Below are 25,545 nucleotides of genomic sequence, written 5' to 3'. Positions count from 1 at the left end.
AATGAGTAAAACGCCTCGTTATTTAGAAACACCACCCGACTGGACACCAGACGAGCAACCGACTTTGCCTGGTTCACCAGCAGCAATTGCACACTCTGTACCTAAGCGGTTTATTTACTTTTTTATTGGTTTATTTATAGCCCTTTCGGCAAGTTTAAGTAATGGTTTTATTACGGCAAATTTACCTTTAATTCAAGGTGAATATGGACTGACGCCTTCCGAAGCTGCTTGGCTACCTGCTGCTTATGTCATGGCAAATGTCAGCTCAAACCTGATTTTGTTTAAAGCCCGGCAACAGTATGGTCTGAGAGTATTTTCGGAAATAGGACTGGTTATTTTTATTGCCGTGCTGGTTTTACATATTTTTGTGCATACCTACGAAATGGCTCTGTTTGCTCGAGTTGTAGCGGGTTTAGCGGGTGCACCTCTCAGCTCTTTAGGTATGTATTACACCATGCAAGCTTTTAAAAAAGCAGACATGGCAAAAGGTATATATATTGCCTTCGGTTTTCAGCAGTTAGGGGTTCCCGTCGCTTGGATTATTTCTCCATTTCTTGTGAGTACAGACAGTTGGTCTGTTCTTTACACCTTTGAGCTAGGTTTAGCACTTTGTTGTTTAGCCATGGTTGTTTCATTGAAACTACCACGAAGCTTACGTATTTATGTATTTGAGAAGCAGGATTTCTTTACCTTTGCTTTACTGGCTCCTGGTTTTGCATGCTTATGTATTGTGCTTACACAAGGCCCAATTTTATGGTGGTTTAACAGTGAATGGCTTGCTTACGTTTTAATTGCTGGCTTTAGTTTGGTTGTTCTTGGTTTGCTCTATGAACACTATCGAGCCAATCCATTAATTATGACACGTTGGCTAGGTACTGCTTCGACCTTACGCTTTATTTTTGGTGCTTTTGCTATTCGACTTCTAATGTCAGAGCAAAGCTATGCTGCGGTTAATTTCTTAAAAGCTATGGGAATGGGGCCTGATCAGTTTGTACCGCTTTATGTAGTGATATTCATCGGGATTTTAAGCGGAACGCTGTTTAGTGCACTGACTTTTTCACGTGAACGAATTATCTTCCACTTACTTTTCGCAGAGTTCTTAATTCTGGTTGCATGCGGACTAGATTACCACTTAACCAGTGATGTTCGGCCTGTGAACTTCTTTGCAAGTCAGTTCTTAGTAGGCTTCGCAGGTGGTTTGTTTATTGGACCTTTACTGCTCATTGGTTTCGCACAAACTTTGGCTAAAGGCCCTTCGTATGTGGTGACTTTTATTGTCTTGTTTTCTGCAACTCAAACCTTTGGTGGCCTTGTCGGGTCTTCTTTCTTCTCGACCTATCAACAACACCGCACACAAAACTATCAAGTCGAGATTATTAAAGATTTAGAACAATCAGATCCGTTAGTTTCTCAAAGGCTCTCCACCTATCAACGTAGTGCAGCCATCACAACAAATGACCCGGCATTACAAACGACTCAGGCCATGCGCACACTCAATCAAGTAGTCACCCGTGAAGCCCAAGTGCGCGCCTACAATGATGTTATTGCGTTAAACGGTATTTTTGCTATCGCACTGCTCTTATGGGGTGGATTTAACATTGCGCGTAGTAAATATCTACAACGTAGAGGAATTAGCCGTCCTTAAAGGCTTTTGTTATTGATGAAATAGAAATTGAGATTGATATATGTCAGATGATCAAAACAAACCGGAACAATCACCTGCTCAGGTTCCTGCCAACGAGCCAACACCTGCACCTGCACCTGCACCTGCACCTGCACCTGCAAGTAAATTGATTCCGACAAAAAGCTCAACTCTGTTCTGGATGTTGGGAGTCCTTATTATCGGTATTTTAGTAATTTTATGGGCATGGAGGATTGGTCCTTTTGCAACGAGTGTCCAGCAAACTGACAATAGTTATGTCAAAGGTAAAACTACGATTTTATCTTCACAAATTAATGGCTACGTTAAAGATGTATTAGTCAAAGACTTTGATCACGTTAAAAAGGGTCAAGTGCTCATGCACATTGATGCAACCACTTATGACCAAAAAGTAACTCAGGCAGCTTCTGGGGTTGAACAAGCTAAAAATACTTTAGCCAACCAAACCCAATCCATTGCTCAGAAACAAGCTGATATTGTGGCGGCGCAAGCTAAAGTCGATCAAGCAAAAGCTCAATACGAACTCTCTTTAGCACAGCTTAGACGTTACCAACAGCTAGGAAATAGTGGTGCAGCCTCTAAATCTGAGCAAGATAAAGCCGCGGCCGATGCTGAAAATAACCTTGCAGCACTGAAACAAGCAGAAGCGAATGTTTTAGTTGCTAAAGAGGCTTTGAAAACCGCACAGGTCGCAGAAGCTGGCTTAGAAGCACAAGTTTCAAGTGCTAAAGCACAGTTAGACCAAGCACAGACCACCAAAGACTATAGCGTTATTGTTGCTCCAATGGATGGTCAACTGGGTGAAGTAAACCCTCGTGTTGGACAATATGTCGCGGCAGGCTCACAGTTACTCTACTTAATTCCACAGCAAACTTGGGTGATTGCTAACTTTAAAGAAACCCAAATTGCCAATATGCGAATTGGTCAAAAAGCATGGTTTACTGTCGATGCCATGAACCACAAAAAATTTACAGGCCATGTTGAGCAAATCTCACCTGCTGCAGGTTCAGAGTTCAGTGTGTTAAAACCAGACAATGCGACAGGCAACTTTACTAAAGTTGTGCAACGCATAGCTGTACGCATCACCATCGACCCAAATCAGGAAGGAATGGAACACTTACGTCCTGGTATGTCAGTAATTACTTCTGTCGACACAAGTTCTTAATCAGCTTTTTAAAGTTCTCTTTAAAAAGCTACAATGTGATCATTCATTATTTTTCTCAATTTCTAATGTTTGATCACATTGCCCAACCGATTTCCTACCAGCACATTGAACTCCCCTCATCTGTTCATCTCGACATTAAAAGGATAGATCTAATTCATCCTCAAATTTCGGGCAATAAATTTTTCAAACTAAAATACAATCTGCTTGCCGCAAAACAACAAGGCTTATCAACTATTTTGACTTTTGGTGGGGCTTACTCAAATCATATTGCTGCAACTGCTTATGCAGCTCATCTTTTTGGCTTACATAGTATTGGAATCATTCGCGGTGAAGAGTTAGCGAATAAGCCTCTTAACCCTACTTTGGAAAAAGCACAAAGTTTGGGAATGCAGCTACATTTTGTCTCACGCAATGAATATCATTTGAGAAATGATGAAAACTATCTTCAACATTTGCATCTTCAATTTCCTGAAACTTTCATTATTCCTGAAGGTGGCACCAATGAACTGGCAGTTCAAGGTTGTCAGGAAATCCTCAGCCAATATGACTTAGATCAATATGATGTGATTTGCTGTGCAGTCGGAACTGGTGGAACGATTTCAGGTCTTATTGAAAGAAGTTCAGCACATCAAAAAGTTATGGGGTTTTCGGCTTTAAAAGGTGACTTTTTACAACAAGAAATTCAACAGTGGACTAAAAAACAGAATTGGTCTCTGACAGATGCTTATTGCTGCGGAGGTTATGCCAAAACGTCACCTGAACTATTTGCATTTATTGAGAGTTTTGAAGCGAAATATGCCGTGCCTCTTGAACCGATCTATACGGGAAAAATGATGTTCGGTCTGTTTGACCTTATAAAGAATCATTACTTTCCTGAAGGAACTCGTATTCTGGCTATTCATTCTGGTGGTTTACAGGCAGATATAAGAAATAAATCGCACCAATAATTTACTCATTTTAGTTAAGGTTTTCTCTACGGCAATAAATGTCTTTAGCACGAGTAAGTGCTGACATGGTAGTATATGCCCCTTTTTAATTTTCACGATTAATCGAGAATCTCTTATGTCTAACAGTCATGTCGATGTCATTGTCTTAGGTGCAGGCGCTTCTGGACTCATGTTGGCTGCACATGCTGCTAAACGAGGGCGCTCGGTTTTAATTTTAGAAAAAGCCAACAAAATTGGTAAAAAGATTTTAATGTCGGGCGGTGGGAAATGTAACTTTACCAACCTCTATGTAGAGCCTGACAACTATATTTCTCATAATCCGCACTTTGTCATTTCTGCCCTGTCACGCTATAGTAACTGGGACTTTATCGGTTTGGTATGTGACTACAAAATTGCCTATGAAGAACGAAAACACGGGCAATTATTTACGTTAAACGGCGCTAAAGAAATTTTAGAGATGTTGGTGAGTGAGTGTAATAAAACCAACAATGTTGAAATTCAAACCCATTGTGAAGTTGGACAGATCGCCCCATTAGAACAAGGCGGTTTTTCTGTACACACCAACCAAGGTCGATTTAGCTGTGAGTCATTAGTTGTTGCTACAGGCGGCTTATCCATTCCGACTTTGGGCGGTTCTGGTTTTGGCTATGAACTGGCACAAAAATTTGGACATACAGTTTTCCCAACCCGTGCTGGTTTAGTTCCATTTACTTTTTCAGATCATATTAAAGAAGTCACCACACGCTTAAGTGGCAATGCTTTAGATGTTACGTTAAGCAACTCAAAAAATAGCTTTACTGAAGCGTTATTATTTACCCATCGTGGCTTAAGTGGACCAAGTTCCTTACAGCTTTCTAACTATTGGAATACTGGTGAAAGTTTTAAAATTGACTTTTTCCCAAGCCAAGACTTAACAAGTTATTTAAAAGACAAAAAGAAAGCACAGCCGAAAGTTTTATTGCGTACCCTTCTGAACGAATTTACCGCGAAAAGTATTGTACAAGAGCTACAACAACTCATATGGCCAGAGCATAGCGAAACGGCGATTGGTAATATTAGTGATGCACAGCTAGAGTATATTGCCGAGCAGTTACATGGTTTTTCGGTTAAACCATCAGGCACTGAAGGATACCGTACTGCCGAAGTGACCTTAGGTGGAATTGATACAACCGAAGTTTCATCTAAAACACTCGAAAGCAAAAAGCAGAAAGGACTGTTCTTTATTGGAGAAGTACTTGATGTAACCGGCCATTTAGGAGGTTATAACTTCCAATGGGCTTGGTCTTCTGCTTATGCAGCAGCACAATATGTTTAAATGCGGAATAAGCTAATTTGCTGCTTTAGACTCACTTGATGATTTTTCAGCATCACGTGTATGCGTTGTTGCCTGTTTTGATGAGTCAGATTTGCTAAATACAAATTTATAAGCACTTGCTAAAAAACCAACGGTAATCCCAGCAATTACAACAGGTGCTAAAAAACGACCAGGTTTTTTCATCGTATTTTCCTCACTTATTTGTTTTTATAGCTGTCAAAGACAGAAGGACCACTCATATAGAGTGGTCGAACTTATCACAAAAATCAAAGATTTTTTGTACGGTTTATCTGAAAATTAGTTCATTCACTAAATTTCATCATTTTCACCAGTAGAGCCAAATGGTTTATTTACAGGTGGTTGTGCTGGGTTTACCTGTGCAGAATCTGCGGGTTTTGCATCAGATGGAACCGCTGACGGTGGAGTTGTCGTAGTTGATGAAGTTGGAGTTGAAGACGTACTCGCTGTTGTTGTAGTAGGTGGTTGATATAAAGGATTTGGATGATTTGCTTCTTTTTTCGCTTTATCAAGCAAATCAGATAGCAATCTTTCTGCTGGTTGGCGACCACCCAGACCAAATGCAAGTGCGAAAGCAACTGCAACTGCGCCTAGAGTTAAACCAAATGCAAGGTTCACAATCGAATCAGCAATACCCATCGCTTTTAAACCAAGCGCAAGAACTAAGCCGATAATCAAGACACGAACCAAACTACCTAACCAACGCGAACTATTATATTCACCACGTTGAACTACGTTCGCCACAACATTTGCAAGCCAGAAACCAATCACCAAAATTACAGCGCCCAATAGAATGTTTGCACCGAAATGGATAAACATTGCGATTAGACCACTAATCTGTTCAAAACCAAGACGGTCAGCAGCTTCAGAAACTGCAAACAACATGGTAAAGAACACAATTAACCAGCCAACAGCACCAGAGACTTTAGTTTGACCTAAAAAGCGTTGTACATCTAATTTTGCTGGAATTTCATCAACACCAGTTCCTGCAATAAGTTCAGCTACCAAGCGTCCAACAAAACGAGAAACAATATAAGCAACAAGTAGAATTAAACCAGCAGCAATAATGTTTGGAATCGCTTGCAAGATTTCATTCAGCATTGCTGTCGCTGGTTGAGAAATGGTCTGAATACCCAAAGCTTCAAATGCCACAATCAATGTCGTAATGATAATAATGGCAAAAACAAATGAACCTAAGAATTTGCCTACATTTGAATTTTTGAAAAGACCAATTTTTTCAGCTTGAGCTTGAACACCTAAGCTATTGATTAGACCTTCAACAATACCACGCACAATTTTTGCCAAGATATAACCAACAAAAACGATGACACCAGCAATGAAGATATTTGGTAAGAAAGCAATCGCCTCATTCACCATGTTTTGAACAGGAATAAGTAAACCTGTTAATCCCAAGATTGAGAGAACAATAGGAAGGAAAAGTAATAGTACAAGCCAGTAAAGAATTTCACCGATATTCTGACTGATTCCTCCTACACCCACTTCACTACTTAATTTATCATCAAGTTGCGTTCTAGATAGCACATTGGTGATCCCTGCTCGCACCAGTCGAGCAACTATCCAGCCAATAAAGCCAACCACCACAGCAGCAATAATATTTGGAATGTAAACAAGTACCTGATTCACCATATTGCTAAATGGACCACTTACTCCACTAATGTTGAGTACATTTAAAGCAGCAACAACAGCAAGAATCAAAATAAACCAAAATATGACTTTGGAGACCAGACCTTCTATATTGGGAGTACGCCCTGTAGCTGAAGATAATTTGGCATTGGTATTTAATTTTTGCAGAAGTTTTTTTACCCCTGCTGCTACCACTAAAGCGATTATCCAGCCAACCAGTAAGATGACAATTGCAGCCAAAATAGGATGAAACTGATCCCAGTAATACATTGCATCAAACTGAGCGCCGCGAGGCCCATTAAAAAATTCATTCATATTGTTATGTCCTCAATTGTTATGTTCTTTTCAGCGTTATCAATAAATGAAAAACACCAGTTAGTTGTAAAAAATGACGATAAATGCGGTCTATGTCACCTTATGTTTTGAATATTTTTCAATCAACAACCTTCTGCATAAATACAACAAATTGATGCAAAAGATTGCAAAAAAAGCCTTCAGGGCACATCCTAAAGGCTTTCTATCAAGATATACTGTTGGGCTTACTATCCTTTGTAACTTTTCAAATCAGAACTACCCATCATGACATGTGGTGTGGTCTCATGTTGAAAAGCTCCTTCTTCTTTAGGCGTTTTGCTATGATCAGCAACCATGTAGACGATGAGTGCAATAAGAAAAAGCCCAACAATAATTAAAATATAAACTGGCAATCTTCTTTTTTTCGCAGTTTCTTCAGGACTCGTCACATGAGGTGGTTTTGAAAAATCATGCATCTTCTTTCCCCTCTTCTATTATCATTAACTTTATAATCATCATAACAATTTGATTTGTTGCATTGTGTGAAAAAGCATTATGCGTAGGTGACTAGGTTTGCAAAACTCTACTTTTAAAATAATAAATTTAGTATAAAATTTAGCCACATTAATTTTGACTATTAAAAATATAATCTCATTTTATTCATTACCTTCTTCAAAACTCGATTTGTAATACAATATGTTTTAGCGCTTACTTTTTATAAAATAGGCTATAATAAGCCCCCTTGTTTTAAAGCTACTCAATTTTATGATGTATCGTCAGCAAAGCGTAACTCTTGACCTCGACACTGACGTCACACATCAATGTTATTTACATCAAACAAGAGATGAGCATCTCATTGGTATTATTGAATTTAATAAACCAAGCTTCCAGTTAAAATGGGGTGATCTTGAGTATTTCCGTCGCCGTACCGAAGAGTTCTCGGTCATGCCATTCCCAGAATGTGTTAATGCGATGATTGTTGATATTCGTAATATCAATGTATTTCTGGACAATGAAGTCCCGATTTTACCGTGGCGTTTACTTGAAGAAGACTGCCCTGTTCGCTTGGTTGTTCCTCAAGATCGTCTTGAATATTATGCAGGTCTGTTTGAACCAACTTGGCTTTCAACAGATGTCGACAGCGCGATTTCAGAAATTCGTGAATTTATGGATATGTTTGTCCATTAATAAACATATCCATAAAAGTTTTCTTAAAATATTTTATTTTCGGTTTTTACCAATAATTTTCTACCGCAATATTTCCTTCACCACGACGATTCATTGTCAAACCACGGCGTTTTAAAGCCTCTTTGGTATCATCTACCATTTGTGGGTTTCCACATAACATAACGTGACTGGTTGCTGAATTAAGTTCCAGACCTGCTGCTTTTTCTAACTCACCATTTTCGATTAAAACCGGTAAGCGCTCATGCAACGGCGCTGATGAGTCTCGGGTAATAATAGGAATAAATTTAAAGCCGTTATGCCCTTCCCCAAACGTTTCAGCAATCTCTTGAATACGATCGACATATGCCAATTCATCTGCAGTACGGACGCTATAAACCAAATTAATCTTTTGATAATTAGACCAAGTCTCAAAGTCTTGTAGCATCGACAAAAATGGAGCCAAACCTGTACCTGTTGCTAATAACCATAAATCATGCGGCAAAGGTTGCTGATAACGCGCCAAAGTCAGGTATCCATAGGGAATTTTTTCTAAATATAGCTCATCACCGACTTTCAAATGCTGTAGATTCGAAGTGAAAGCACCGTCTGGTACAACAATTGAGAAGAACTCTAGCGTTTCATCAAATGGAGAAGACACCACCGAATAAGCACGGACAACCAGTTCGTCACCTACCTTTAAACCTATACGCGCAAACTGACCTGCGGTAAATTTAAAATGCGAAGGACGAGTCATGGTAAAGCTGAAAAGTGTTGGGGTCCAACGATGAACTGATAAAACTTTTTCTACGCTAAATTTTTCAATTGACATGATTTCAACGTGGCATGAAATAGTGCGCTCATGTTAGCATGACAGCCGAAATAATGAATACTTTTAAACGTTAAGGCTTTTTAAACATGCGGATGACATTACGCCAGTTGGCTGTTTTTGTAGCAGTCGCCCAAGAAGGAACCGTTACTAAAGCCAGTGATGCGGTCAGACTGACGCAAAGTGCAGCTAGTATGGCTTTAGCCGATTTAGAAGACGGCTTAGGTGCTCCTTTATTTGATCGTTTAGGTAAGCGCTTACAGCTTAATGATCTTGGACGTTTTTTACTTCCTCAAGCATTAGAAATATTAGGACGTTGTGAAGCATTTGAACAAGCTGCCAAGGGTGAATTACAAAGTATCGATTTACGTATCGGTGCGACTTTAACCATTAGCGACTATTTAATGCCTGATTTAATGGCTAACTTTTTACAACGTCATCCGCAAGCACATTTACAACTTCAAGTGGGTAATACACGCCAAATGATTGAAGCAGTAAATCAGTTCCAATTAGATTTAGCTTTAATTGAAGGTTCTTGTCACTTACCTCAACTCCAGTGTATTCATTGGCGTGATGATGAGTTAGCAGTATGCTGTTCACCAGATCATCCTTTAACTCGTTTAAATCGTCCACTTACGCCTCAAGATTTTCATGATGTAGAATGGATTTTACGTGAAGAAGGATCTGGTACGCGTGAAGTCTTTGATAATGCAATTTTGCAAGATCTACCAGATGCCAACATTCGCTTAACGCTTGGTCATAATGAAGCAATCTTGAAAATAGTGGCAGGTGGCTTAGGAATGTCTTGTATTTCTAGATTAGCGATTGAACCTTTAAGTGAGAAAGGTCAACTCGTTATTTTAGATACACCATTTTGGCAACTGACCCGTCCACTTTATATGCTGGTACATCGCCAAAAATATCAAGGCCCAGGTCTTAAAGCATTTTTAAAATTCTGCGATGAAGATCAGGCTTAAAGCCTGATCTTCTAATGCCATCGTGAATCATTTTCACATGGCTCACCGTCATGATCTCCATCCATTTTAGTGTTCGGGCAATTTCTTACAAACCAACGTGCCTCTTCTAAAGAATGCATTTGCGAACAATGCTCACGCCCATCACAATGAAAAGCCGATGTTTCATCATTTACCCGTTCTGGGGCTCTTTCAGATGTAAGTGCTAAAGCCTTTTTCGTTTTTTCAGAAAGCTGAACATCCGGTAAATTACCCAAAGCTGCGCGCTGTGCTTCGATAATCGTCTTCTGTTGTTGTATTAATAAATGCACTTTTTCATGTGATGCACGTTGCTGAGCCTGCTGACGATAGTGCAATACGGTGAAACTCACACATGCAACTATAACCAACATGCCAACGATAAATATACTGATGTATTCACTTGAACTCAGCTTGAATTTGCTGCGTTTAATTTTTCCCCGTTGAATCATACTTCCCCATTTTTTTAATCTTATTATTCATTTTTAAGAAAATTAAGGGAAATTAATATCTCCCTTAATTCTAAATCACTTAATCTTTCTGAACGCATCAAAACACTTGTCTAATACATTCATTAATTAAGTATTTTAATATATTACATTTAGCTCATTATTAACGTCGGAAATTTGACAATAACTCACTTGTGATCGCTTTATTGTGATCCGCAATTTTATTTTTTTTGGTTTTCGCAGGATTCGTGTCAACACGCTCAATTTTGATCGCTTTAAATTTCCCCTGATTGTCTGCCGCAAGAAATCTCACTTTTTCATTTCTTTTCGGTTCACCTTCTGATGCAGGGAAATCAGAAATATGAAAGAAAATATCTCCTTCAGTGGTTGAAATAAAACCAAAACCCTTATCGGGGTTATATTGTTTTACCCTTCCAATATAAAACTCTTGTTTCATGATCTTTCCCCTACTTTTCCAATCCAATCATCACACTAAATAAAAAGAGACTTTCAATTCCGCCCTTAAAAGCATACGGTTTGATGAAGTCTCTTTTTATCGTTATGTCAAAAATTAATCTTTTTGAACACTACCAAAAATCTTGTCACCAGCATCGCCTAAACCTGGAACAATATAACCTTGTTCATTTAAGCCATCATCAATAGATGCAGTATAAAGCTCAATATCAGGATGCGCTGCTTCTACCTTTGCAATTCCTTCAGGAGCTGCAACCAATACCATAACACGGATATCTTTACATCCACTTGCCTTTAACACATCAATTGCAGCAACCAAAGAGTTACCTGTTGCAAGCATTGGATCGATAATCATGGCAATACGGTTAGCAACATCTGGAACCAGTTTTTTATAGTAAGTACGTACTTCTAGAGTGGCTTCATCACGCTCAAGACCTAACACACTTACTTTTGCACTTGGAATCAGATTAAGCACACCATCAAGCATACCGATACCAGCACGTAAAATCGGTACAATCGTTATTTTTTTACCAGCAATACGCTGAGTAGTAACAGTTCCAGCCCATCCATCAATTTCGCAATCCACAACTGGTAAATCTTTCGTTGCTTCATATGTCAATAACATAGTCACTTCTTGAGCAAGCTCACGGAAATTCTTAGTACTGATGTCAGCACGACGTAATAAACCTAATTTATGACGAATAAGTGGGTGACGAATTTCTTGAATGGCCACAGATGTTACCTAAAAATATAAAAACGTATTTATTATAATCTTTTTTTAACTATCAATAAAAAAAAGCCTCCATATTTGGAGGCTTTTTTGTACACAAGAATTATTGTTGTTGCGAAAGCATGAAATGTAATGGAGATAAAATTTCTGCTTTTAATGCCAAATTAATCATTGGATCTGGATATACACCCAAAATAATCACTAATGCAGCAGCAGCTAATACCATCAAACCACCCACTTTTTGTCCCCAATGTGCATCAGCATCAATACGAGGAGTTTCAGGTGGAGTCATATACATCACAACCATCACACGTAAGTAGTAATACAAACCAATACCACTACCCACAATAATCATTGCAGCTAAGAACCAGTGTTGAGTCGTTACAGCAGCCATAACAACCAAGAACTTACCAATGAAGCCTGCTGTTAATGGAATACCAGCCAAAGATAACATCATGACTGTTAATGTTGCTGTAAGTACTGGACGGCGCCAGAATAAACCACGGTAGTCTGCAAGGCTTTGAGCTTCATCTACGTTGTTATATGGGCTAGACATTAACGCTACCGCACCAAAGGCACCAATAGTGGTTAATACATAAGTCACCACATACACAGTTACGCTACCTAAGCTCGCATATGTCATGCTAATTAAAGCAATTAACAAATAACCAAAGTGAGCAATAGATGAATAACCCAAAATACGTTTTAAGTTCACTTGACGTACAGCAAGCAAGTTACCGACTAAAATTGACAATACAGCAATGATTGTCAAAACAGTCACTAGCGAGTTCACCATGATTGCGCCAGAAGCTAGCAAATAACGTACGAACAAACCAATAGTTGCAACCTTAGCAGCAGTAGCTAAGAAAGTTGCCATTGGAGCTGGAGCGCCCGCATATACGTCTGGTGTCCATTTGTGGAACGGTGCAAGCGATAATTTGAATGCAACAGCAAAGATAATAAGTGCTAAACCTAATAACACCATTGGCTGTTTGATTGCGCCAAATAAAGCTTGAACAGAATCATAGAATGAAAGCGAACCAGTGTAAGCGTAGATATACGCCATACCCATCAACAACATTGCAGAAGCTGTTGCAGAAAGTACAAGGTACTTAATACCCGCTTCAAGCGATTGGCTACGTTGATATGTATACGCAAGTAAGCCGTATACAGGAATCGACATTAACTCAAGGCTAATGAAGAAAGATGCATAGTGAGAACTTGCAACCATCAACATTGCACCTGCTACAGAAGCAAGCAACAAAAGATAGAGTTCTTCACGGTTGTCTTTATAAGTCTCTATATAAGCATGAGACAGAGTACAACAAGCCAATGATGCAACTAAAATCATGAACTGATAGAACAAAGTAAATGGATCAACCATAAACATGCCCATAACATTTGCCGGTACAAATTTACCGCCAAATAGTTCTAGCAAGATATAAAGTGCAGCAAGGTTTAAACCGACAACAGAAGTTGTTGCGATTAAATTATGGTTACGCTTAATTGAAATAAGCAACATGACGACGACTGTTGTCAACGCAACAATCATCACAGGCGCTAATGGCATAATCGTAGAGAATGATACTGTGAAGTTCATGATTATTGGATCTCCACATGGTCAAGTTGAGTAGCTGTTTGCTGAACAGTTTCAACGACTTCTTGTACTGGCACATAACTATTGACCAACCACTGCATACTTGAATGAGATACATCCAAGAATGTTTGTGGGAAGATACCAAGCCAAACGAGACCAATCGCACAAATCATCAAAATAACAACTTCACGAGCAGATAAGTCTTTTAATGGACTAGTGTAGTGTTGCTTTTGTTCAGGGTTTGGCTCACCAAATAAAGCACGGTGAATCAAGATCAAGCCATATAAACCTGCAAATACAAGGCTGATAGAAGCAAGAATCGTGAAGGCAGGATATTTATTAAATGAACCCATCAAAATCAGGAATTCACCAATAAAGTTACCTAAACCTGGCACACCAACAAGAGCAGCTACGAAGAACATTAAGAAGAATGGTAAGTATTGGAGTTGACCACGAAGACCACCCATCAAACGCAAATCACGTGTATGCAAGCGCTCGTAGATTTGACCAGACATAATGAACAATGCAGCAGATGACAAACCATGTGCTAACATCATGATCATTAGACCTTGGAATGTCAAAATATTACCTGCATAGATTGCAAGTAAAATGAAGCCCATGTGTGAAATCGACGTATACGCAAGTAAACGTTTCATGTCAGTTTGCTGGTAAGCACACCAAGCGCCGTAGAAAATACCAATCAAACCGAAAATAATCGCAATATCTGCAAACTGTGCAGAAGCTGCTGGGAAGAATGGAATTACAAAACGGAGCAAACCGTACGCTGCTGTCTTAATCAAGATACCAGCCAAGTCTACAGAACCCGCTGTAGGAGCTTGAGCATGCGCATCTGGTAACCAGCCGTGCAATGGGAAAACTGGTAACTTCACTGCAAAACCAATAAAGAAGCAGATCATGAAACCATACGCGAAGCCAGCAGGTAAACGATTCGCTACAGCTAATAAATAGTTGTAATCAAAACCGATCATACCAGTCATCATGTAGCCATAGACCACAAGGCCAAGGATACCGATTAACATCACTAAACCAGCGATTTGCGTATATAAGAAGAACTTAGTTGCAGCGTAAACACGTGAACGGCCGTTTGAACCTTTATGACCCCATAACGCAATCAAGAAGTAGATTGGTACAAGCATCATCTCCCAGAAGAAGAAGAATAGGAACAAATCAATTGCCAAGAACACGCCAATAACGCCACCTAAACTCCATAATAAGTTTAAGTGGAAGAAACCAACGTTCTTTTGAATCTCGCCCCATGAACAACCAACAGCAAGTACACCCAATAAAGCTGTTAACAACACCATGAGTAAAGACAAGCCATCCACTGCTAAGTGAATGCCAATACCGAGAGATTTAATCCACGGTAAATAGAACTCAGCTGACCAAGTTGGGACTTTTGAGCCCAACTCGTATGTATAAGTACCACTTTGCCAAAGTGCAAGACCTAAGCCCAAAGTAATGAGCATACCAATTAAGGCAATCCAGCGTGGCAAAGTTTTGTCGAGTTTATCGACTAACCAACAAGCAAAACCTGCAATGAACGGAACAAGGATCAGCGCGGGTAAAATTAAATTGTTTTCCATTTTATTTCCCCACTACCTGAATAACGATCAAGATCATCAATAACACCACTACACCGAGTGACATGCTTGATGCGTATTCACGCAATGAACCTGTTTGACGTGAGCTTGTAAAACTGTTTCCGCCTTTAACAAGCGCAGGAAGCACAAGCCACAAGCTATCAATTGGATCACGACCAAATAGTTTGGCGAAGAATAAATAAGGTTTAACAAAAACGATGTCATACAACGCATCGAAACCAAATGCAGTACGACAGATATGAGCTAAGCCAGCACCAAGACTTGTTTGAGCAAACGATTTCACTGCACCGTAAGCAAATGCAAACAAACCAATACCAACCGCTAAACCAACAAGCGCGATACCTACAGCTAAATGCTCTGCTCCATGCATGCCTTCTACAAACTGTTCAGCAACGTGGAATTCAGGAATTTTCGCTGTATTTAAAATACCAGCTACAGGACCTTTTAGTGCAGCGCCCACAAAAGTAGACAATACAGCCAAGATACCTAATGGCGCCCAGTAAGTTGCACCTTTAATCTCATGGTAATGTGTATTTTCTTTACCGAAGAATACAACCCAAATTAAACGGAAAGTATAGATTGAAGTCAGGAACGCACCCGCTACACCAGCCCAATATAAGGTGTGGTATAGAGCAACTGATTGACCTTGTACCCAAACTTCACCAAGAATCGCATCTTTTGAGAAGAAGCCGATTGTTAAGAATGGAATCGCTGCTAATGCACCGCCACCAATCGCGAAACATGCAAATAGGAATTTGTTTTTGTAGAACAAACCGCCCATTTTGAAAATATTTTGTTCGTGATGGTAAGCAAGAATAACTGCACCAGAAGACAAGAATAATAATGCTTTGAAGAATGCGTGAGCCAACATGTGGAACAAGCCAGCTTGGTAAGCTTCTGCACCAACAGCCATAAACATATAACCAAGCTGACTCATTGTTGAGTAAGCCAAAATACGTTTGATGTCTGTTTGCACAAGAGCAGCAAAGCCTGCAACTAATAAAGTTACAGCACCTGTTACCGAAATGAATTGCATCACTTCAGGTGCAAGCTCAAATACGCTGAATAAACGGCAGCATAAGTACACACCAGCCGTTACCATTGTTGCTGCGTGGATTAATGCAGAAACAGGTGTTGGACCTGCCATCGCATCTGCCAACCATGTTTGCAATGGAATTTGAGCAGATTTACCAGCAGCACCCAAGAACAACATTAAAGCAGTCCAGATGGTAAGTGACGAACTCTTCGTCATTACTTCTGCTGCGTGTTCAACGATGTACTGAGTATTCAGCGTACCAAATTGTTGGTAAAGCAAGAATAAAGCGATAAGTAAGAATACGTCACCTACGCGGGTAACTGTAAATGCTTTGATCGCTGCCCAACCATTTGCAGGGTTTGCATAATAGAAACCGATGAGCAAGTAAGAGCAAAGACCTACGCCTTCCCAACCTAAGAATAACAACGCTAAGTTGTCACCCAATACAAGTACAAGCATGCTTGCAACGAATAGGTTGAAATAAGAAAAGAAACGCGCATAACCTTCTTCACCACGCATGTACCATGATGCAAAGATGTGGATTAGGAAACCAACACCAGTGATCATGCCCATCATAAGTAAAGATAAGCCATCTAAATGTAAGCTAATGCCAGGAGCGAAACCACCAACATTGAACCATGTCCAAAGGTTTTGAACAAAAACCTGTTGGCCGCTGTTGGTAAATGCCATACCAGCAATCAATGCAAATAATGCAGATAAACCTACAGAACCCACACCAATAATTGCTGCAACATTTTCAGAGAGCTTATCACGCCCTGCCGCCAATAAAATAAAACCGATTAGCGGAAATAATACTGTTAGATATAAATAACTCATCCGCGCATCTCACTAGCAGCATCCACATCCAAATGATGGAAGCGATGATAGAACTGAAGGACAATCGCAAGACCGATACACGCCTCTGCCGCAGCAAGGGTTAAAATCAGAATGAACATCACTTGTCCATCTGGTTGTGCCCATACGCTACCCGCAAGAACGAATGCTAACGCAGCAGCATTCATCATGATTTCAAGGCTCATTAACATAAATAGTAGGTTGCGTCGCACCATTACACCGTAAAAACCGAGTGCAAAAAGAATGGTTGCAACAATCAAACCATGTTCTAAAGGGATCTGGCCCATTATTCTTTTTCCTCTTCTGCACCTGGTTCACGTTTACCTAAGTGATATGCTGCAACAAGTGCTGCTAGCAATAACATCGCGGCAACTTCAACCAATAATAAGTAGTGAGTAAAGAGCGCTTGACCAACAACTTTTGGTCCAATTACTTGTGCTCCAAGTGGTGCAGAGATGGTTGTATATTCACCCCCAAGCATCCAAACTAAAAGTAAGCCAAGTAAAAAGCTCATGAGTGCTGGATATGCCCAAGCATCTGAAGAAAGCCATTTACGCTCTTGTTCTACAGTGTGTTGCCCTAAGTTAAGCATCATCACCACGAATACGAACAAGACCATAATTGCACCAGCATAAACAATGATTTCGAGGGCGCCAGCAAACGGCGCACCTACGATCATGAAAATACCAGCAACTGCAAGTAATGAAACAATCAGACTAAGCAATGCATGTACAGGGTTCGTGTTAGTAACTACACGAACCGTAGAAACGATGGCCACGAGCGCCATCAAGTAAAACGGCCACATCATGGTAATAGACTCCGTACATCGATTGGTGCACTTTCTTTTTGTGCTTGACCTTTCTCTTTACCGCTAACAGCCATACCAGTTACACGGTAGAAGTTGTAGTCTGGGTATTTACCTGGACCTGAAATGAGTAAGTTTTCTTTCTCATATACAAGGTCTTGACGTACGTATTCGCCTAACTCGAAATCTGGAGTCATTTGAATCGCTGTCGTTGGACATGCTTCTTCACACATACCGCAGAAAATACAACGAGAGAAGTTGATACGGAAAAACTCCGGATACCAACGCCCATCTTCTTTTTCTGCTTTTTGTAGTGAAATACAGCCAACTGGACATGCAACCGCACAAAGGTTACATGCCACACAACGTTCTTCCCCATCTGGGTCACGCGTTAATACGATACGACCACGAAAGCGTGGCGGCACAATTTGTTCAGCCGGTACTTCTGGATATAAAATCGTGTCACGTTTACGCGTTGCATGGCTAAATACCATAAACAACGAACGTACAATTGATCCGAATCCAGCTAGAAATTTATACATTTTGTACTCCCTGCTGTCCTAGGCCTGATTCATCAGAATCACAGCACCAGTCACTAACAAGTTGACCAACGCCAATGGCAAACAAATTTTCCAACCAAAGTTCATGACTTGGTCATAACGTGGACGCATTAAAGAACCACGTGCCAATACAAACATCATTACAAAGAATGCTGTTTTAATCACAAACCAGAATACTGGTGGAACAAATGGAATTTCTAAATTGAATGGCGCTAACCAGCCACCAAAGAATAAAGTCACGATTAATGCAGAGATAAGTACAACGTTGACATATTCAGCAACGAAGAACATACCCCATTTCATACCGCCATATTCAACATGGTAACCTTCAGCCAATTCTTGTTCTGCTTCTGGTTGGTCAAATGGATGACGGTGAGTTACCGCAACACCAGCAACCACAAAAATCAAGAAACCTAAGAATTGTGGAATAACGAACCAAACATCGCGTTGTGCTTCAACAATTTCACGAAGGTTGAATGAACCTGCAATTGCAACCACACCCATTAACGAGATACCCAAGAACACTTCATAAGAAATGGTTTGAGCAGCTGAACGTAAGCCACCAAGCAATGAGTATTTGTTATTTGAAGCCCAGCCACCAAATAAAACTGCATAGACTGCAATACCAGCCATTGCCATAAAGAACAACAAACCAATGCTCATGTCGGCAACACCCAGTGAAGGACTCACCGGGATAACCATGAACGAAAGCACCGCAGTTGCCATCGCAACTGCTGGAGCTAAACGGAAAGTTAATTTATCAGCAAATTTTGGTGTCCAGTCTTCTTTGAACATGATCTTGAGCATGTCGGCAACGATCTGGAACATACCACCAGGACCAACACGGTTTGGACCATAACGGTCTTGCCACCAAGCAAGTAAACGACGCTCAATAAAAGACATCAACGCAGCAACAAGAACAACAACAAGCAAAATCACAACTGCTTGAACAACTGCATAAGCAATTGGCCAGTTCTCAGCCCAAAGTGGCGTTTGACGTATAATTTCTTGATTCATGAATTACACTCCTAAAGCCACTGAAACAGGCTCAGCTAACGATACTGTTGGTGCTAAACCAACTGGGTAACCGATATAACCTGTAGGTAAGTATTCAATTACTTGTACAGGCAAACTCACTGTAGTTTCGCCTGCTTTAACTGTAATACGTTGGCCTTCTTGCAAATTCAAACGCGTTGCATCTTGCTCACCAACTGCAAACATAGCTTCTGGAATACGAGTTTCCATTGCAGGTGTTTTAATCGTGAATTCACCAGAACCAAAGATGTGGTGCATTGGTACAAGACGGAAGCTTTCAGGGTTTGCAACTACAGCAGTTGGAGCAACATAGCTACGTGCTGGACGTTTTGCTAAACGATCGAATAAACGAACGCCCGAATCACCACCTTTTAAGTGACCGCCCACTTCATCTTGGTATTTGTTCCAAGATTGTGGAGAGTTCCAACCCGGAGCCCACGCAAATGGTACAAGTGAAGATGCATTTTGTGGACCAACATAACCTTCCATAGAGAATGTTAATGCTGAGTCTGGATCTGTTGGCTGTTTAGGTTCATGAACCGATAAAGGTGCACGAATTGCTGTACGACCAGAATAACGACGTGGTTCACGCGCAATTTTCAAACCATGTACACGGTAGCCTGCATCTGGTGCAACGTCTTGAATTGCTTCAAGCACAGGAACATTTTTAACGATAGTTTCGATAACGTCATCAAGCAATGTCCAATCAACTGGCTTACCTTTAAGACCAGTTTCAATGGCATGCAACCAACGCCAAGATTCTTTAATCGCGTATTCAGGCTTGTAGTAGCTTGGATCGTAAACTTGGTAGAAGCGCTGTGCACGACCTTCTTGGCTTACAACAGTACCATCACCTTCAGCAAAGCTTGATGCTGAAAGTACAATATCCGCCTGTTTCACAGTTTCTGTTTCACTGTGATCAAGCACGATTACTGTTTCAGCTTTATCAAGTGCTGCTTTAACTTGAGCAGCCGGTAAGCGACGGAACAAGTCATTTTCAACAATAACAAGTGTGTCGTAGTCTTGAGCAAATGCTTGTTCAAGGCTTAAACCGCCAAACAATGCCAAGCCCATAGAGTTCACTTCAGGAACAACAAGGCTTAAACCAGCTTTTGAACCAAGGTTTTGCGTTAACTCTGCCGCAGCTTCCATAATTGAAGCATCTTGCAAGCTCGTACCCGCAATAATTAACGGTTTGTTTGCTGCTTTTAAAGTATCGGCAATAGTTTGTGCAAATGCTTTTGCATCGTCATCTAAACCACTTACAACTTCACCTTTAACTGCTGCAGCAACTGCAAAACCTAAACGCGCGATGTCATTTGGCGATGCAACCACTTCACCAGTCGCAACATCAGCAAGACGAGTTTGAGTTGCAGCCAAGATATAGATCGGAGACTTCGCTTCCTGACCAATACGTTGTACAGGCTCAGCCAACCAATCTGGCGTACGTGTTTTTGCAGCCATTTCGCGAGCTTTGTTTTTCGCAGCTTGGCGAACAGACAATGCCATACGAGGTGCAGTTTGAGTTAAATCTTCACCCAAAATTAATACTGCATCATAGCCTTCAATTTCACGCATGTTCGGGTTGTAAATACCCTCTGTTTGCATGATTGAAGCTGCAAGCTCAACAAGATTTTGCTCTTTTTGTGCAACACCTGTTGAATAGTTTGCCTGACCTACAAGTTCACGTAATGCGTAGTTTGATTCTAAACTTGCACGTGGTGAACCAATACCTAAAACTTTCTTACCTTCAAGTTTCGCAATTGCCTGATCTAAAGCTTGGTCAACTGAAACAGTTGCTACTGTTTCACCATTGCGGAATTGAGGTTGACGCGGACGATCTGCACGGTTGACATAACCTGTGCCAAAACGACCTTTGTCACAAAGGAAATATTGGTTAACCGAACCATTGAAGCGGTTTTCTACACGACGGATTTCACCATAACGCTCACCCGGAGAAATGTTACAACCCGAAGAACAGCCATGACACACGCTTGGTGCATATTGCATATCCCATTTACGGTTATAGCGTTCTGAGTGAGTCTTATCGGTAAATACACCTGTTGGACATACTTCAGTCAAGTTACCTGAGAATTCAGACTCTAAAGTACCTGATTCTGGGCGACCAAAGTAAACGCGTGACGCATTGGCATATACACCAAAGTCCGTACCGCCAGCATAGTCTTTGTAGTAACGAACACAACGGTAACAAGCAATACAACGGTTCATTTCATGAGCGATGAATGAGCCGAGTTCTTGATTGTAGTGTGTACGTTTTGTAAAACGATAACGACGACGGTCGTGACCTGTCATTACAGTCATATCTTGTAAATGACAGTGACCACCCTCTTCACATACTGGACAGTCGTGTGGGTGATTCGTCATTAAGAATTCAACAATAGACGCACGGAAATCCGTAGCTTCTTTGTCTTCAATCGAGATATAGGTATTGTCAGATGCTGGCGTCATGCATGACATCACAAGACGTCCGCGCGTATCTTCAGGATTTGCATACTGAGTTACGGCACATTGACGGCAAGAACCAACCGAACCTAAGGATGGATGCCAACAAAAATATGGGATGTCGATGCCCAGACTCAAACATGCTTGTAGCAAGTTTTCCGAGCCGTTGACTTCATACGATTTTCCATCGACATGAATTGTAGCCATAGTCGAATTCCTTAAGCTTGTTCTACGTTGCTGGTTTGCACGACAGGACGATTCGTCACTTTCGCTTCAAACTCACCACGGAAATGTTTGAGTGCGCCCATAAGCGGCTCCATCGCACCTGGTGCGTGGGCACAGAAAGTTTTACCAATCCACAATTTACGAGTTAACTCTTGTAAATGATCGATGTCTTCTTTCTTACCTTCACCTGTCTCAAGTGCTTTAAGCGCTTTAACAGCCCATGGCAAACCATCACGGCATGGTGTACAGAAACCGCATGATTCGCGCGCAAAGAACTCTTCTAAGTTACGAGTGAGCGATACCATACATTGAGTTTCATCTACCACCATCAACAAACATGTTCCCAAACGAGAACCTGCTTTCATAATAGTGTCTGCATCCATTGGTAAATCAATAGTATCTGCAGGTAAAAAGTCAGTAGACGCACCACCTGGTAACCATGCTTTAAGCTTTAAGCCTTCACGCATACCGCCGGCATGATCTTCAATTACTTCACGAGCAGTCGTACCAAATGGAAGTTCCCAAAGACCAGGGAATTTAACTTTACCTGACGCACCATAAATCTTAGTGCCTGGATCTTTTGATTTACCAGCTGATAAACCGATATACCACTCTGGACCACGAAGCATGATTGCTGGCAAGTTGTTATAAGTTTCAACGTTGTTCACAATCGTAGGACGACCCCATGCACCAGCAACTTGCGGGAATGGTGGTTTCGTACGTGGGTTAGCACGGCGGCCTTCAAGTGAGTTAATCAATGCAGTTTCTTCACCGCAGATATAACGACCTGCACCTGTATGCACGTGTAACTCGAAGTTCCAGCCAGAACCTAAAATGTTGTCACCTAAGTAACCTTTAGCGCGAATTTGCTCAAGCGCTTCATTTAGGTATTGTGCAGCCTCGATGTATTCGCCACGAATAAAGATATAACCTTGAGTTGCTTCTAAGGTATAACCTGCAATCAACATACCTTCGATCAATTGGTGAGGAAGTTTTTCCATCAACAAACGGTCTTTAAAGGTACCCGGTTCCATCTCATCGGCGTTACAGATTAAGTAACGTGGGCCACCATCATTTGGTGCCATAAGAGACCATTTGATCCCTGCTGGGAAGCCTGCACCACCACGACCTTTTACAGTTGCAGCTTTAATGACATCTAACACTTCAGCAGGTTTCATACCTAATGCTTTTTTAAAGCCTGCATAACCTTCAAGTGCTTCGTAATCGTCAGCGCTACGTACTGCTTCTTGTTTGCTTAAACGCCAAGTCAGTGGATGAGTTTCCGGATTACCGTCGCCATAAATTGGTTTTGGTTCGGTATTCATACATACTTCTCCAATAACTGTTTGATTGATGTCACTTCCACTAAACCGTGAGTATCTTCATCAATCATTAACGTTGGGCCTTTGTCACAGTTGCCTAGGCAGCAAATTGGTAGCAGTGTAAAACGACCATCTGGTGTCGTCTGACCATACTGAATACCCAATTCACGTTGGAATGCTTCAGCAAGTGTTTCAGCACCCATTAAGAAGCAAGCAATTGAGTCACAAAGCAAAATTACATGACGACCTACCGGATGGCGATAGATACGGTTGTAAAATGTTGCAACACCTTCCAAATCAGCAACACTCATCGACAACAACTGTGCGATGGCATTCATTTGAGCGTCATCTACCCAACCATTACGGCGCTGTACGCACTTCAAAGCATCCAAAGAGGCTGCACGTGGGTACGGATAGTGACCAATGTGATGTTCGATGTCGTGAATTTCTTCCGCAGTCAAAATTCCTTCAACATTCACACGTGGTTTTTTATCAGTCAAAATCATCATTATGTGTTACCTCTTAGCGATCCACGTCAGCCATAACCACGTCAATGGTCGCCAGATAAATGATTAAGTCAGATACTAAACTTCCGTTAATCACTGAAGGCATTTGCTGTAAGTGAGTAAACGTCGGTGTACGAATACGAGTACGATAACTCATGGTCGCTTTATCTGAAGTCAAGTAATAAGTACTTGCACCTTTCACAACTTCGGTCATGAATGATGATTCACCAGCAGGCATAACAGGACCCCATGACACGCTCAAGAAGTGCGTAATCAAGGTTTCAATGTCTTGTAATGTCTTATCTTTTGGTGGTGGAACAGCCAATGGGTGATCCGCTTTATATGGACCAGAAGGCATGTTATCCAAACACTGTTTGATAATTTTGAGTGACTCAGTAATTTCACGGAAGTGAACAAGTACACGAGCGTATGCATCGCCTTCATACTCAACTGGCACATCAAAATCAAAGTTTTCATAGCCACTGTATGGACGATATTTACGTACGTCGAAATCAATACCTGTTGCACGTAAACCAGTACCAGTTACACCCCATGCAAGCGCAGATTTTGCATCGTATTGAGCAACATTACGTGTACGACCAATAAACACAGAGTTTTTAAGTGCAGCCGTGTAGTATTCGTTCAAACGTTTAGGCATCCACTCTAGCAATTCTTTAACAAGTTTTTGCCAGTTGTTTGGAAGGTCGTGTGCTGTACCACCAATACGGAACCATGCTGGGTGCATACGGTAACCCGTGATTGCCTCAACAATGTCGTAAACTTTTTGACGGTCTGCGAACATATAGAATACTGGTGTCATACCACCGGCATCCTGAATTGCCGTACCACAGAATAACAAGTGGTTATTAATACGGAACAATTCGTTCAACATGACACGAATCACTTGCGCACGTTCAGGAACTTTAATACCTGCCATTTGCTCTACAGCCATGACATACGGCATGTTTTGAGCACAACCACCTAAGTAGTCAACACGGTCAGTATAAGGAATGAAAGAATGCCATGTTTGACGTTCAGCCATCTTTTCCACACCACGGTGGTGATAACCGATATCAGGTACACAGTCCTTCACTTCTTCGCCATCTAACTGCAATACAACACGGAACGCACCGTGCGCAGATGGATGGTTAGGACCCAAGTTCAAGAACATGAAGTCTTCGTCAGCGTTACCACGCTTAAGACCCCAATCTTCAGGTACAAAGCGTAAGTGTTCCTGTTCGAAATCTTGCTTCGCTTTGTCTTGCATGTACGGCGTATATTCTGTCGCACGTGCTGAATATTCTTTACGAAGCGGGTGACCTTCCCAATAAGTTGGCAACAAAATACGACGGAGCATTGGATGCCCTTCGAAATTGATACCGAACATATCGTAAGCTTCACGTTCATACCAGTTGGCATTTGGCCAGATATTTGTCGCTGTCGGGAGGTTAAGATCATTTTCGTTCAAGGCAACCTTGATACGAATGTCACTATTACGCTCAAGCGATAATAAATGATAGAACACAGTGAAGTCAGATGCTGGTAAACCATCACGATGTTGACGTAAACGCTCATCCATCGCTGATAAGTCAAACAGCATTACATAAGGACGTTCCACTTTACGCAGGAACATGAGGACTTCTTGCACGCGTGCGCGCTCAACCCAGACTGTTGGAAACTCTTCAAAAGTCGCCTGCACATAGAAGTTCTCACCAAATTTGGTTTTGAGCTCTTCTACGATTGCAAATGCTGGGCGTGAATCAACTGGTGTTGACTCTGGCATAGCAATGTCAGTTTCAGCCATTGGCTTGGCTTCCTATTTAATACAAATTCTGTCA

At 41.1% G+C, this 25,545-nt stretch carries 24 protein-coding genes; 6 read left to right on the top strand and 18 right to left on the bottom strand.

All coding sequences use genetic code 11. The annotated features are described in order from the left end of the window. The first annotated feature begins 1 nt into the window (after position 1). The 4 genes from AC056_RS13150 (at position 2) to AC056_RS13135 (ending at position 5,087) form a co-directional block, all read left to right on the top strand. On the top strand, positions 2 to 1,645 hold the full coding sequence (locus tag AC056_RS13150) for an MFS transporter (RefSeq protein WP_004703464.1): 1,644 nt from the start codon (positions 2 to 4) through the stop codon (positions 1,643 to 1,645). A gap of 40 nt (positions 1,646 to 1,685) precedes the next feature. Continuing rightward, a complete protein-coding gene (locus AC056_RS13145; RefSeq protein WP_077163851.1) occupies positions 1,686 to 2,825 on the top strand; it encodes an HlyD family secretion protein in 1,140 nt (379 codons plus the stop codon). Between the two features lie 65 nt (positions 2,826 to 2,890). After that, positions 2,891 to 3,772, top strand: coding sequence for a 1-aminocyclopropane-1-carboxylate deaminase/D-cysteine desulfhydrase (locus AC056_RS13140; RefSeq protein WP_077163850.1), 882 nt, complete (start codon positions 2,891 to 2,893; stop codon positions 3,770 to 3,772). Positions 3,773 to 3,887: 115 nt separating this feature from the next. Continuing rightward, the gene (locus AC056_RS13135; protein WP_077163849.1) at positions 3,888 to 5,087 is read left to right on the top strand and encodes an NAD(P)/FAD-dependent oxidoreductase; all 1,200 of its coding nucleotides are present in this window, start codon (positions 3,888 to 3,890) and stop codon (positions 5,085 to 5,087) included. A gap of 12 nt (positions 5,088 to 5,099) precedes the next feature. Here AC056_RS13135 and AC056_RS13130 read toward each other — a convergent pair whose 3' ends face one another. The 3 genes from AC056_RS13130 to AC056_RS13120 all read right to left on the bottom strand — a co-directional run bounded on the left by AC056_RS13130 (position 5,100) and on the right by AC056_RS13120 (position 7,519). After that, positions 5,100 to 5,270, bottom strand: a complete 171-nt coding sequence (locus AC056_RS13130; RefSeq protein WP_004703471.1) for a hypothetical protein — start codon at positions 5,268 to 5,270, stop codon at positions 5,100 to 5,102. A 126-nt stretch (positions 5,271 to 5,396) separates the two neighbouring features. Then, a complete protein-coding gene (locus tag AC056_RS13125) occupies positions 5,397 to 7,064 on the bottom strand; it encodes a mechanosensitive ion channel (protein WP_019457075.1) in 1,668 nt (555 codons plus the stop codon). Between the two features lie 227 nt (positions 7,065 to 7,291). Then, entirely contained in the window at positions 7,292 to 7,519 is a 228-nt protein-coding gene (locus tag AC056_RS13120; RefSeq protein WP_077163848.1) for a hypothetical protein, read from the bottom strand. Positions 7,520 to 7,811: 292 nt separating this feature from the next. Here AC056_RS13120 and AC056_RS13115 point away from each other — a divergent pair, with 292 nt between their 5' ends. Beyond that, positions 7,812 to 8,231, top strand: coding sequence for a hypothetical protein (locus AC056_RS13115; protein ID WP_171057774.1), 420 nt, complete (start codon positions 7,812 to 7,814; stop codon positions 8,229 to 8,231). A 46-nt stretch (positions 8,232 to 8,277) separates the two neighbouring features. Here AC056_RS13115 and AC056_RS13110 read toward each other — a convergent pair whose 3' ends face one another. Further along, positions 8,278 to 9,039 carry a ferredoxin--NADP reductase gene (locus AC056_RS13110; RefSeq protein ID WP_039251647.1) on the bottom strand — a complete coding sequence of 254 codons (762 nt, stop codon included), beginning with the start codon at positions 9,037 to 9,039 and terminating at the stop codon, positions 8,278 to 8,280. Between the two features lie 86 nt (positions 9,040 to 9,125). On the opposite strand from AC056_RS13110, the gene gigC reads away from it, so the two are divergent. Continuing rightward, on the top strand, positions 9,126 to 10,013 hold the full coding sequence (gigC, locus tag AC056_RS13105) for a LysR family transcriptional regulator GigC (RefSeq protein ID WP_004703480.1): 888 nt from the start codon (positions 9,126 to 9,128) through the stop codon (positions 10,011 to 10,013). Between the two features lie 11 nt (positions 10,014 to 10,024). Here gigC and AC056_RS13100 read toward each other — a convergent pair whose 3' ends face one another. The 14 genes from AC056_RS13100 to nuoC form a co-directional block, all read right to left on the bottom strand. Continuing rightward, positions 10,025 to 10,480, bottom strand: a complete 456-nt coding sequence (locus tag AC056_RS13100; protein WP_077163847.1) for an excalibur calcium-binding domain-containing protein — start codon at positions 10,478 to 10,480, stop codon at positions 10,025 to 10,027. A gap of 160 nt (positions 10,481 to 10,640) precedes the next feature. Next, positions 10,641 to 10,934 (bottom strand): cold shock domain-containing protein, encoded by a 294-nt coding sequence (locus tag AC056_RS13095; RefSeq protein WP_049066968.1) that lies wholly within the window; start codon positions 10,932 to 10,934, stop codon positions 10,641 to 10,643. Positions 10,935 to 11,048: 114 nt separating this feature from the next. Further along, a complete protein-coding gene (upp, locus tag AC056_RS13090; protein WP_019457078.1) occupies positions 11,049 to 11,684 on the bottom strand; it encodes a uracil phosphoribosyltransferase in 636 nt (211 codons plus the stop codon). A gap of 100 nt (positions 11,685 to 11,784) precedes the next feature. Continuing rightward, positions 11,785 to 13,281 carry an NADH-quinone oxidoreductase subunit NuoN gene (nuoN, locus tag AC056_RS13085; RefSeq protein WP_019457079.1) on the bottom strand — a complete coding sequence of 499 codons (1,497 nt, stop codon included), beginning with the start codon at positions 13,279 to 13,281 and terminating at the stop codon, positions 11,785 to 11,787. Positions 13,282 to 13,283: 2 nt separating this feature from the next. Next, entirely contained in the window at positions 13,284 to 14,882 is a 1,599-nt protein-coding gene (gene nuoM, locus AC056_RS13080; RefSeq protein WP_039251650.1) for an NADH-quinone oxidoreductase subunit M, read from the bottom strand. Between the two features lies 1 nt (position 14,883). Then, positions 14,884 to 16,773, bottom strand: coding sequence for an NADH-quinone oxidoreductase subunit L (nuoL, locus tag AC056_RS13075; protein WP_077163846.1), 1,890 nt, complete (start codon positions 16,771 to 16,773; stop codon positions 14,884 to 14,886). After that, positions 16,770 to 17,078: an NADH-quinone oxidoreductase subunit NuoK gene (gene nuoK, locus AC056_RS13070; RefSeq protein ID WP_000529822.1), complete on the bottom strand. Its 309-nt coding sequence runs from the start codon at positions 17,076 to 17,078 to the stop codon at positions 16,770 to 16,772. The genes nuoL and nuoK overlap by 4 nt, the downstream gene beginning before the upstream one ends. Beyond that, positions 17,078 to 17,596: an NADH-quinone oxidoreductase subunit J gene (gene nuoJ, locus AC056_RS13065; RefSeq protein ID WP_014205902.1), complete on the bottom strand. Its 519-nt coding sequence runs from the start codon at positions 17,594 to 17,596 to the stop codon at positions 17,078 to 17,080. Before nuoJ ends, nuoK begins: the two co-directional genes overlap by 1 nt. Continuing rightward, positions 17,596 to 18,138: an NADH-quinone oxidoreductase subunit NuoI gene (nuoI, locus tag AC056_RS13060; protein ID WP_004703498.1), complete on the bottom strand. Its 543-nt coding sequence runs from the start codon at positions 18,136 to 18,138 to the stop codon at positions 17,596 to 17,598. Before nuoI ends, nuoJ begins: the two co-directional genes overlap by 1 nt. An 18-nt stretch (positions 18,139 to 18,156) precedes the next feature. Further along, positions 18,157 to 19,173, bottom strand: coding sequence for an NADH-quinone oxidoreductase subunit NuoH (gene nuoH, locus AC056_RS13055; RefSeq protein WP_004703499.1), 1,017 nt, complete (start codon positions 19,171 to 19,173; stop codon positions 18,157 to 18,159). 3 nt (positions 19,174 to 19,176) lie between these two features. Next, a complete protein-coding gene (gene nuoG / locus AC056_RS13050; protein ID WP_004703501.1) occupies positions 19,177 to 21,861 on the bottom strand; it encodes an NADH-quinone oxidoreductase subunit NuoG in 2,685 nt (894 codons plus the stop codon). Positions 21,862 to 21,872: 11 nt separating this feature from the next. After that, entirely contained in the window at positions 21,873 to 23,204 is a 1,332-nt protein-coding gene (nuoF, locus tag AC056_RS13045) for an NADH-quinone oxidoreductase subunit NuoF (protein WP_004703505.1), read from the bottom strand. Then, positions 23,201 to 23,710 carry an NADH-quinone oxidoreductase subunit NuoE gene (nuoE, locus tag AC056_RS13040; RefSeq protein ID WP_003653477.1) on the bottom strand — a complete coding sequence of 170 codons (510 nt, stop codon included), beginning with the start codon at positions 23,708 to 23,710 and terminating at the stop codon, positions 23,201 to 23,203. The genes nuoF and nuoE overlap by 4 nt, the downstream gene beginning before the upstream one ends. Before the next feature lie 13 nt (positions 23,711 to 23,723). Beyond that, complete coding sequence (gene nuoC / locus AC056_RS13035) at positions 23,724 to 25,511, bottom strand: NADH-quinone oxidoreductase subunit C/D (protein ID WP_004703507.1); 1,788 nt, start codon at positions 25,509 to 25,511, stop codon at positions 23,724 to 23,726. Between the last annotated feature and the right edge of the window lie 34 nt (positions 25,512 to 25,545).

It is taken from the genome of Acinetobacter genomosp. 33YU, from assembly GCF_001990725.1.
Classification (GTDB): domain Bacteria; phylum Pseudomonadota; class Gammaproteobacteria; order Pseudomonadales; family Moraxellaceae; genus Acinetobacter; species Acinetobacter seifertii.
Note: the sequence above shows the minus strand (reverse complement) of the source record. Positions and strands in the feature narration are given on the sequence as shown.

Coding starts and splice junctions, on each gene's coding strand:
- nuoC (WP_004703507.1), bottom strand. CDS start 25,511: ATGGCTGAAACTGACATTGCTATGCCAGAGTCAACACCAGTTGATTCA.
- nuoF (WP_004703505.1), bottom strand. CDS start 23,204: ATGAATACCGAACCAAAACCAATTTATGGCGACGGTAATCCGGAAACT.
- AC056_RS13125 (WP_019457075.1), bottom strand. CDS start 7,064: ATGAATGAATTTTTTAATGGGCCTCGCGGCGCTCAGTTTGATGCAATG.
- nuoM (WP_039251650.1), bottom strand. CDS start 14,882: ATGGAAAACAATTTAATTTTACCCGCGCTGATCCTTGTTCCGTTCATT.
- AC056_RS13100 (WP_077163847.1), bottom strand. CDS start 10,480: ATGATTCAACGGGGAAAAATTAAACGCAGCAAATTCAAGCTGAGTTCA.
- nuoL (WP_077163846.1), bottom strand. CDS start 16,773: ATGAGTTATTTATATCTAACAGTATTATTTCCGCTAATCGGTTTTATT.
- nuoI (WP_004703498.1), bottom strand. CDS start 18,138: ATGTATAAATTTCTAGCTGGATTCGGATCAATTGTACGTTCGTTGTTT.
- nuoN (WP_019457079.1), bottom strand. CDS start 13,281: ATGAACTTCACAGTATCATTCTCTACGATTATGCCATTAGCGCCTGTG.
- AC056_RS13150 (WP_004703464.1), top strand. CDS start 2: ATGAGTAAAACGCCTCGTTATTTAGAAACACCACCCGACTGGACACCA.
- AC056_RS13115 (WP_171057774.1), top strand. CDS start 7,812: ATGTATCGTCAGCAAAGCGTAACTCTTGACCTCGACACTGACGTCACA.
- nuoK (WP_000529822.1), bottom strand. CDS start 17,078: ATGGGCCAGATCCCTTTAGAACATGGTTTGATTGTTGCAACCATTCTT.
- nuoG (WP_004703501.1), bottom strand. CDS start 21,861: ATGGCTACAATTCATGTCGATGGAAAATCGTATGAAGTCAACGGCTCG.
- gigC (WP_004703480.1), top strand. CDS start 9,126: ATGCGGATGACATTACGCCAGTTGGCTGTTTTTGTAGCAGTCGCCCAA.
- nuoE (WP_003653477.1), bottom strand. CDS start 23,710: ATGATGATTTTGACTGATAAAAAACCACGTGTGAATGTTGAAGGAATT.
- AC056_RS13135 (WP_077163849.1), top strand. CDS start 3,888: ATGTCTAACAGTCATGTCGATGTCATTGTCTTAGGTGCAGGCGCTTCT.
- AC056_RS13145 (WP_077163851.1), top strand. CDS start 1,686: ATGTCAGATGATCAAAACAAACCGGAACAATCACCTGCTCAGGTTCCT.
- AC056_RS13140 (WP_077163850.1), top strand. CDS start 2,891: ATGTTTGATCACATTGCCCAACCGATTTCCTACCAGCACATTGAACTC.
- nuoH (WP_004703499.1), bottom strand. CDS start 19,173: ATGAATCAAGAAATTATACGTCAAACGCCACTTTGGGCTGAGAACTGG.
- AC056_RS13095 (WP_049066968.1), bottom strand. CDS start 10,934: ATGAAACAAGAGTTTTATATTGGAAGGGTAAAACAATATAACCCCGAT.
- AC056_RS13120 (WP_077163848.1), bottom strand. CDS start 7,519: ATGCATGATTTTTCAAAACCACCTCATGTGACGAGTCCTGAAGAAACT.
- AC056_RS13110 (WP_039251647.1), bottom strand. CDS start 9,039: ATGTCAATTGAAAAATTTAGCGTAGAAAAAGTTTTATCAGTTCATCGT.
- nuoJ (WP_014205902.1), bottom strand. CDS start 17,596: ATGTGGCCGTTTTACTTGATGGCGCTCGTGGCCATCGTTTCTACGGTT.
- AC056_RS13130 (WP_004703471.1), bottom strand. CDS start 5,270: ATGAAAAAACCTGGTCGTTTTTTAGCACCTGTTGTAATTGCTGGGATT.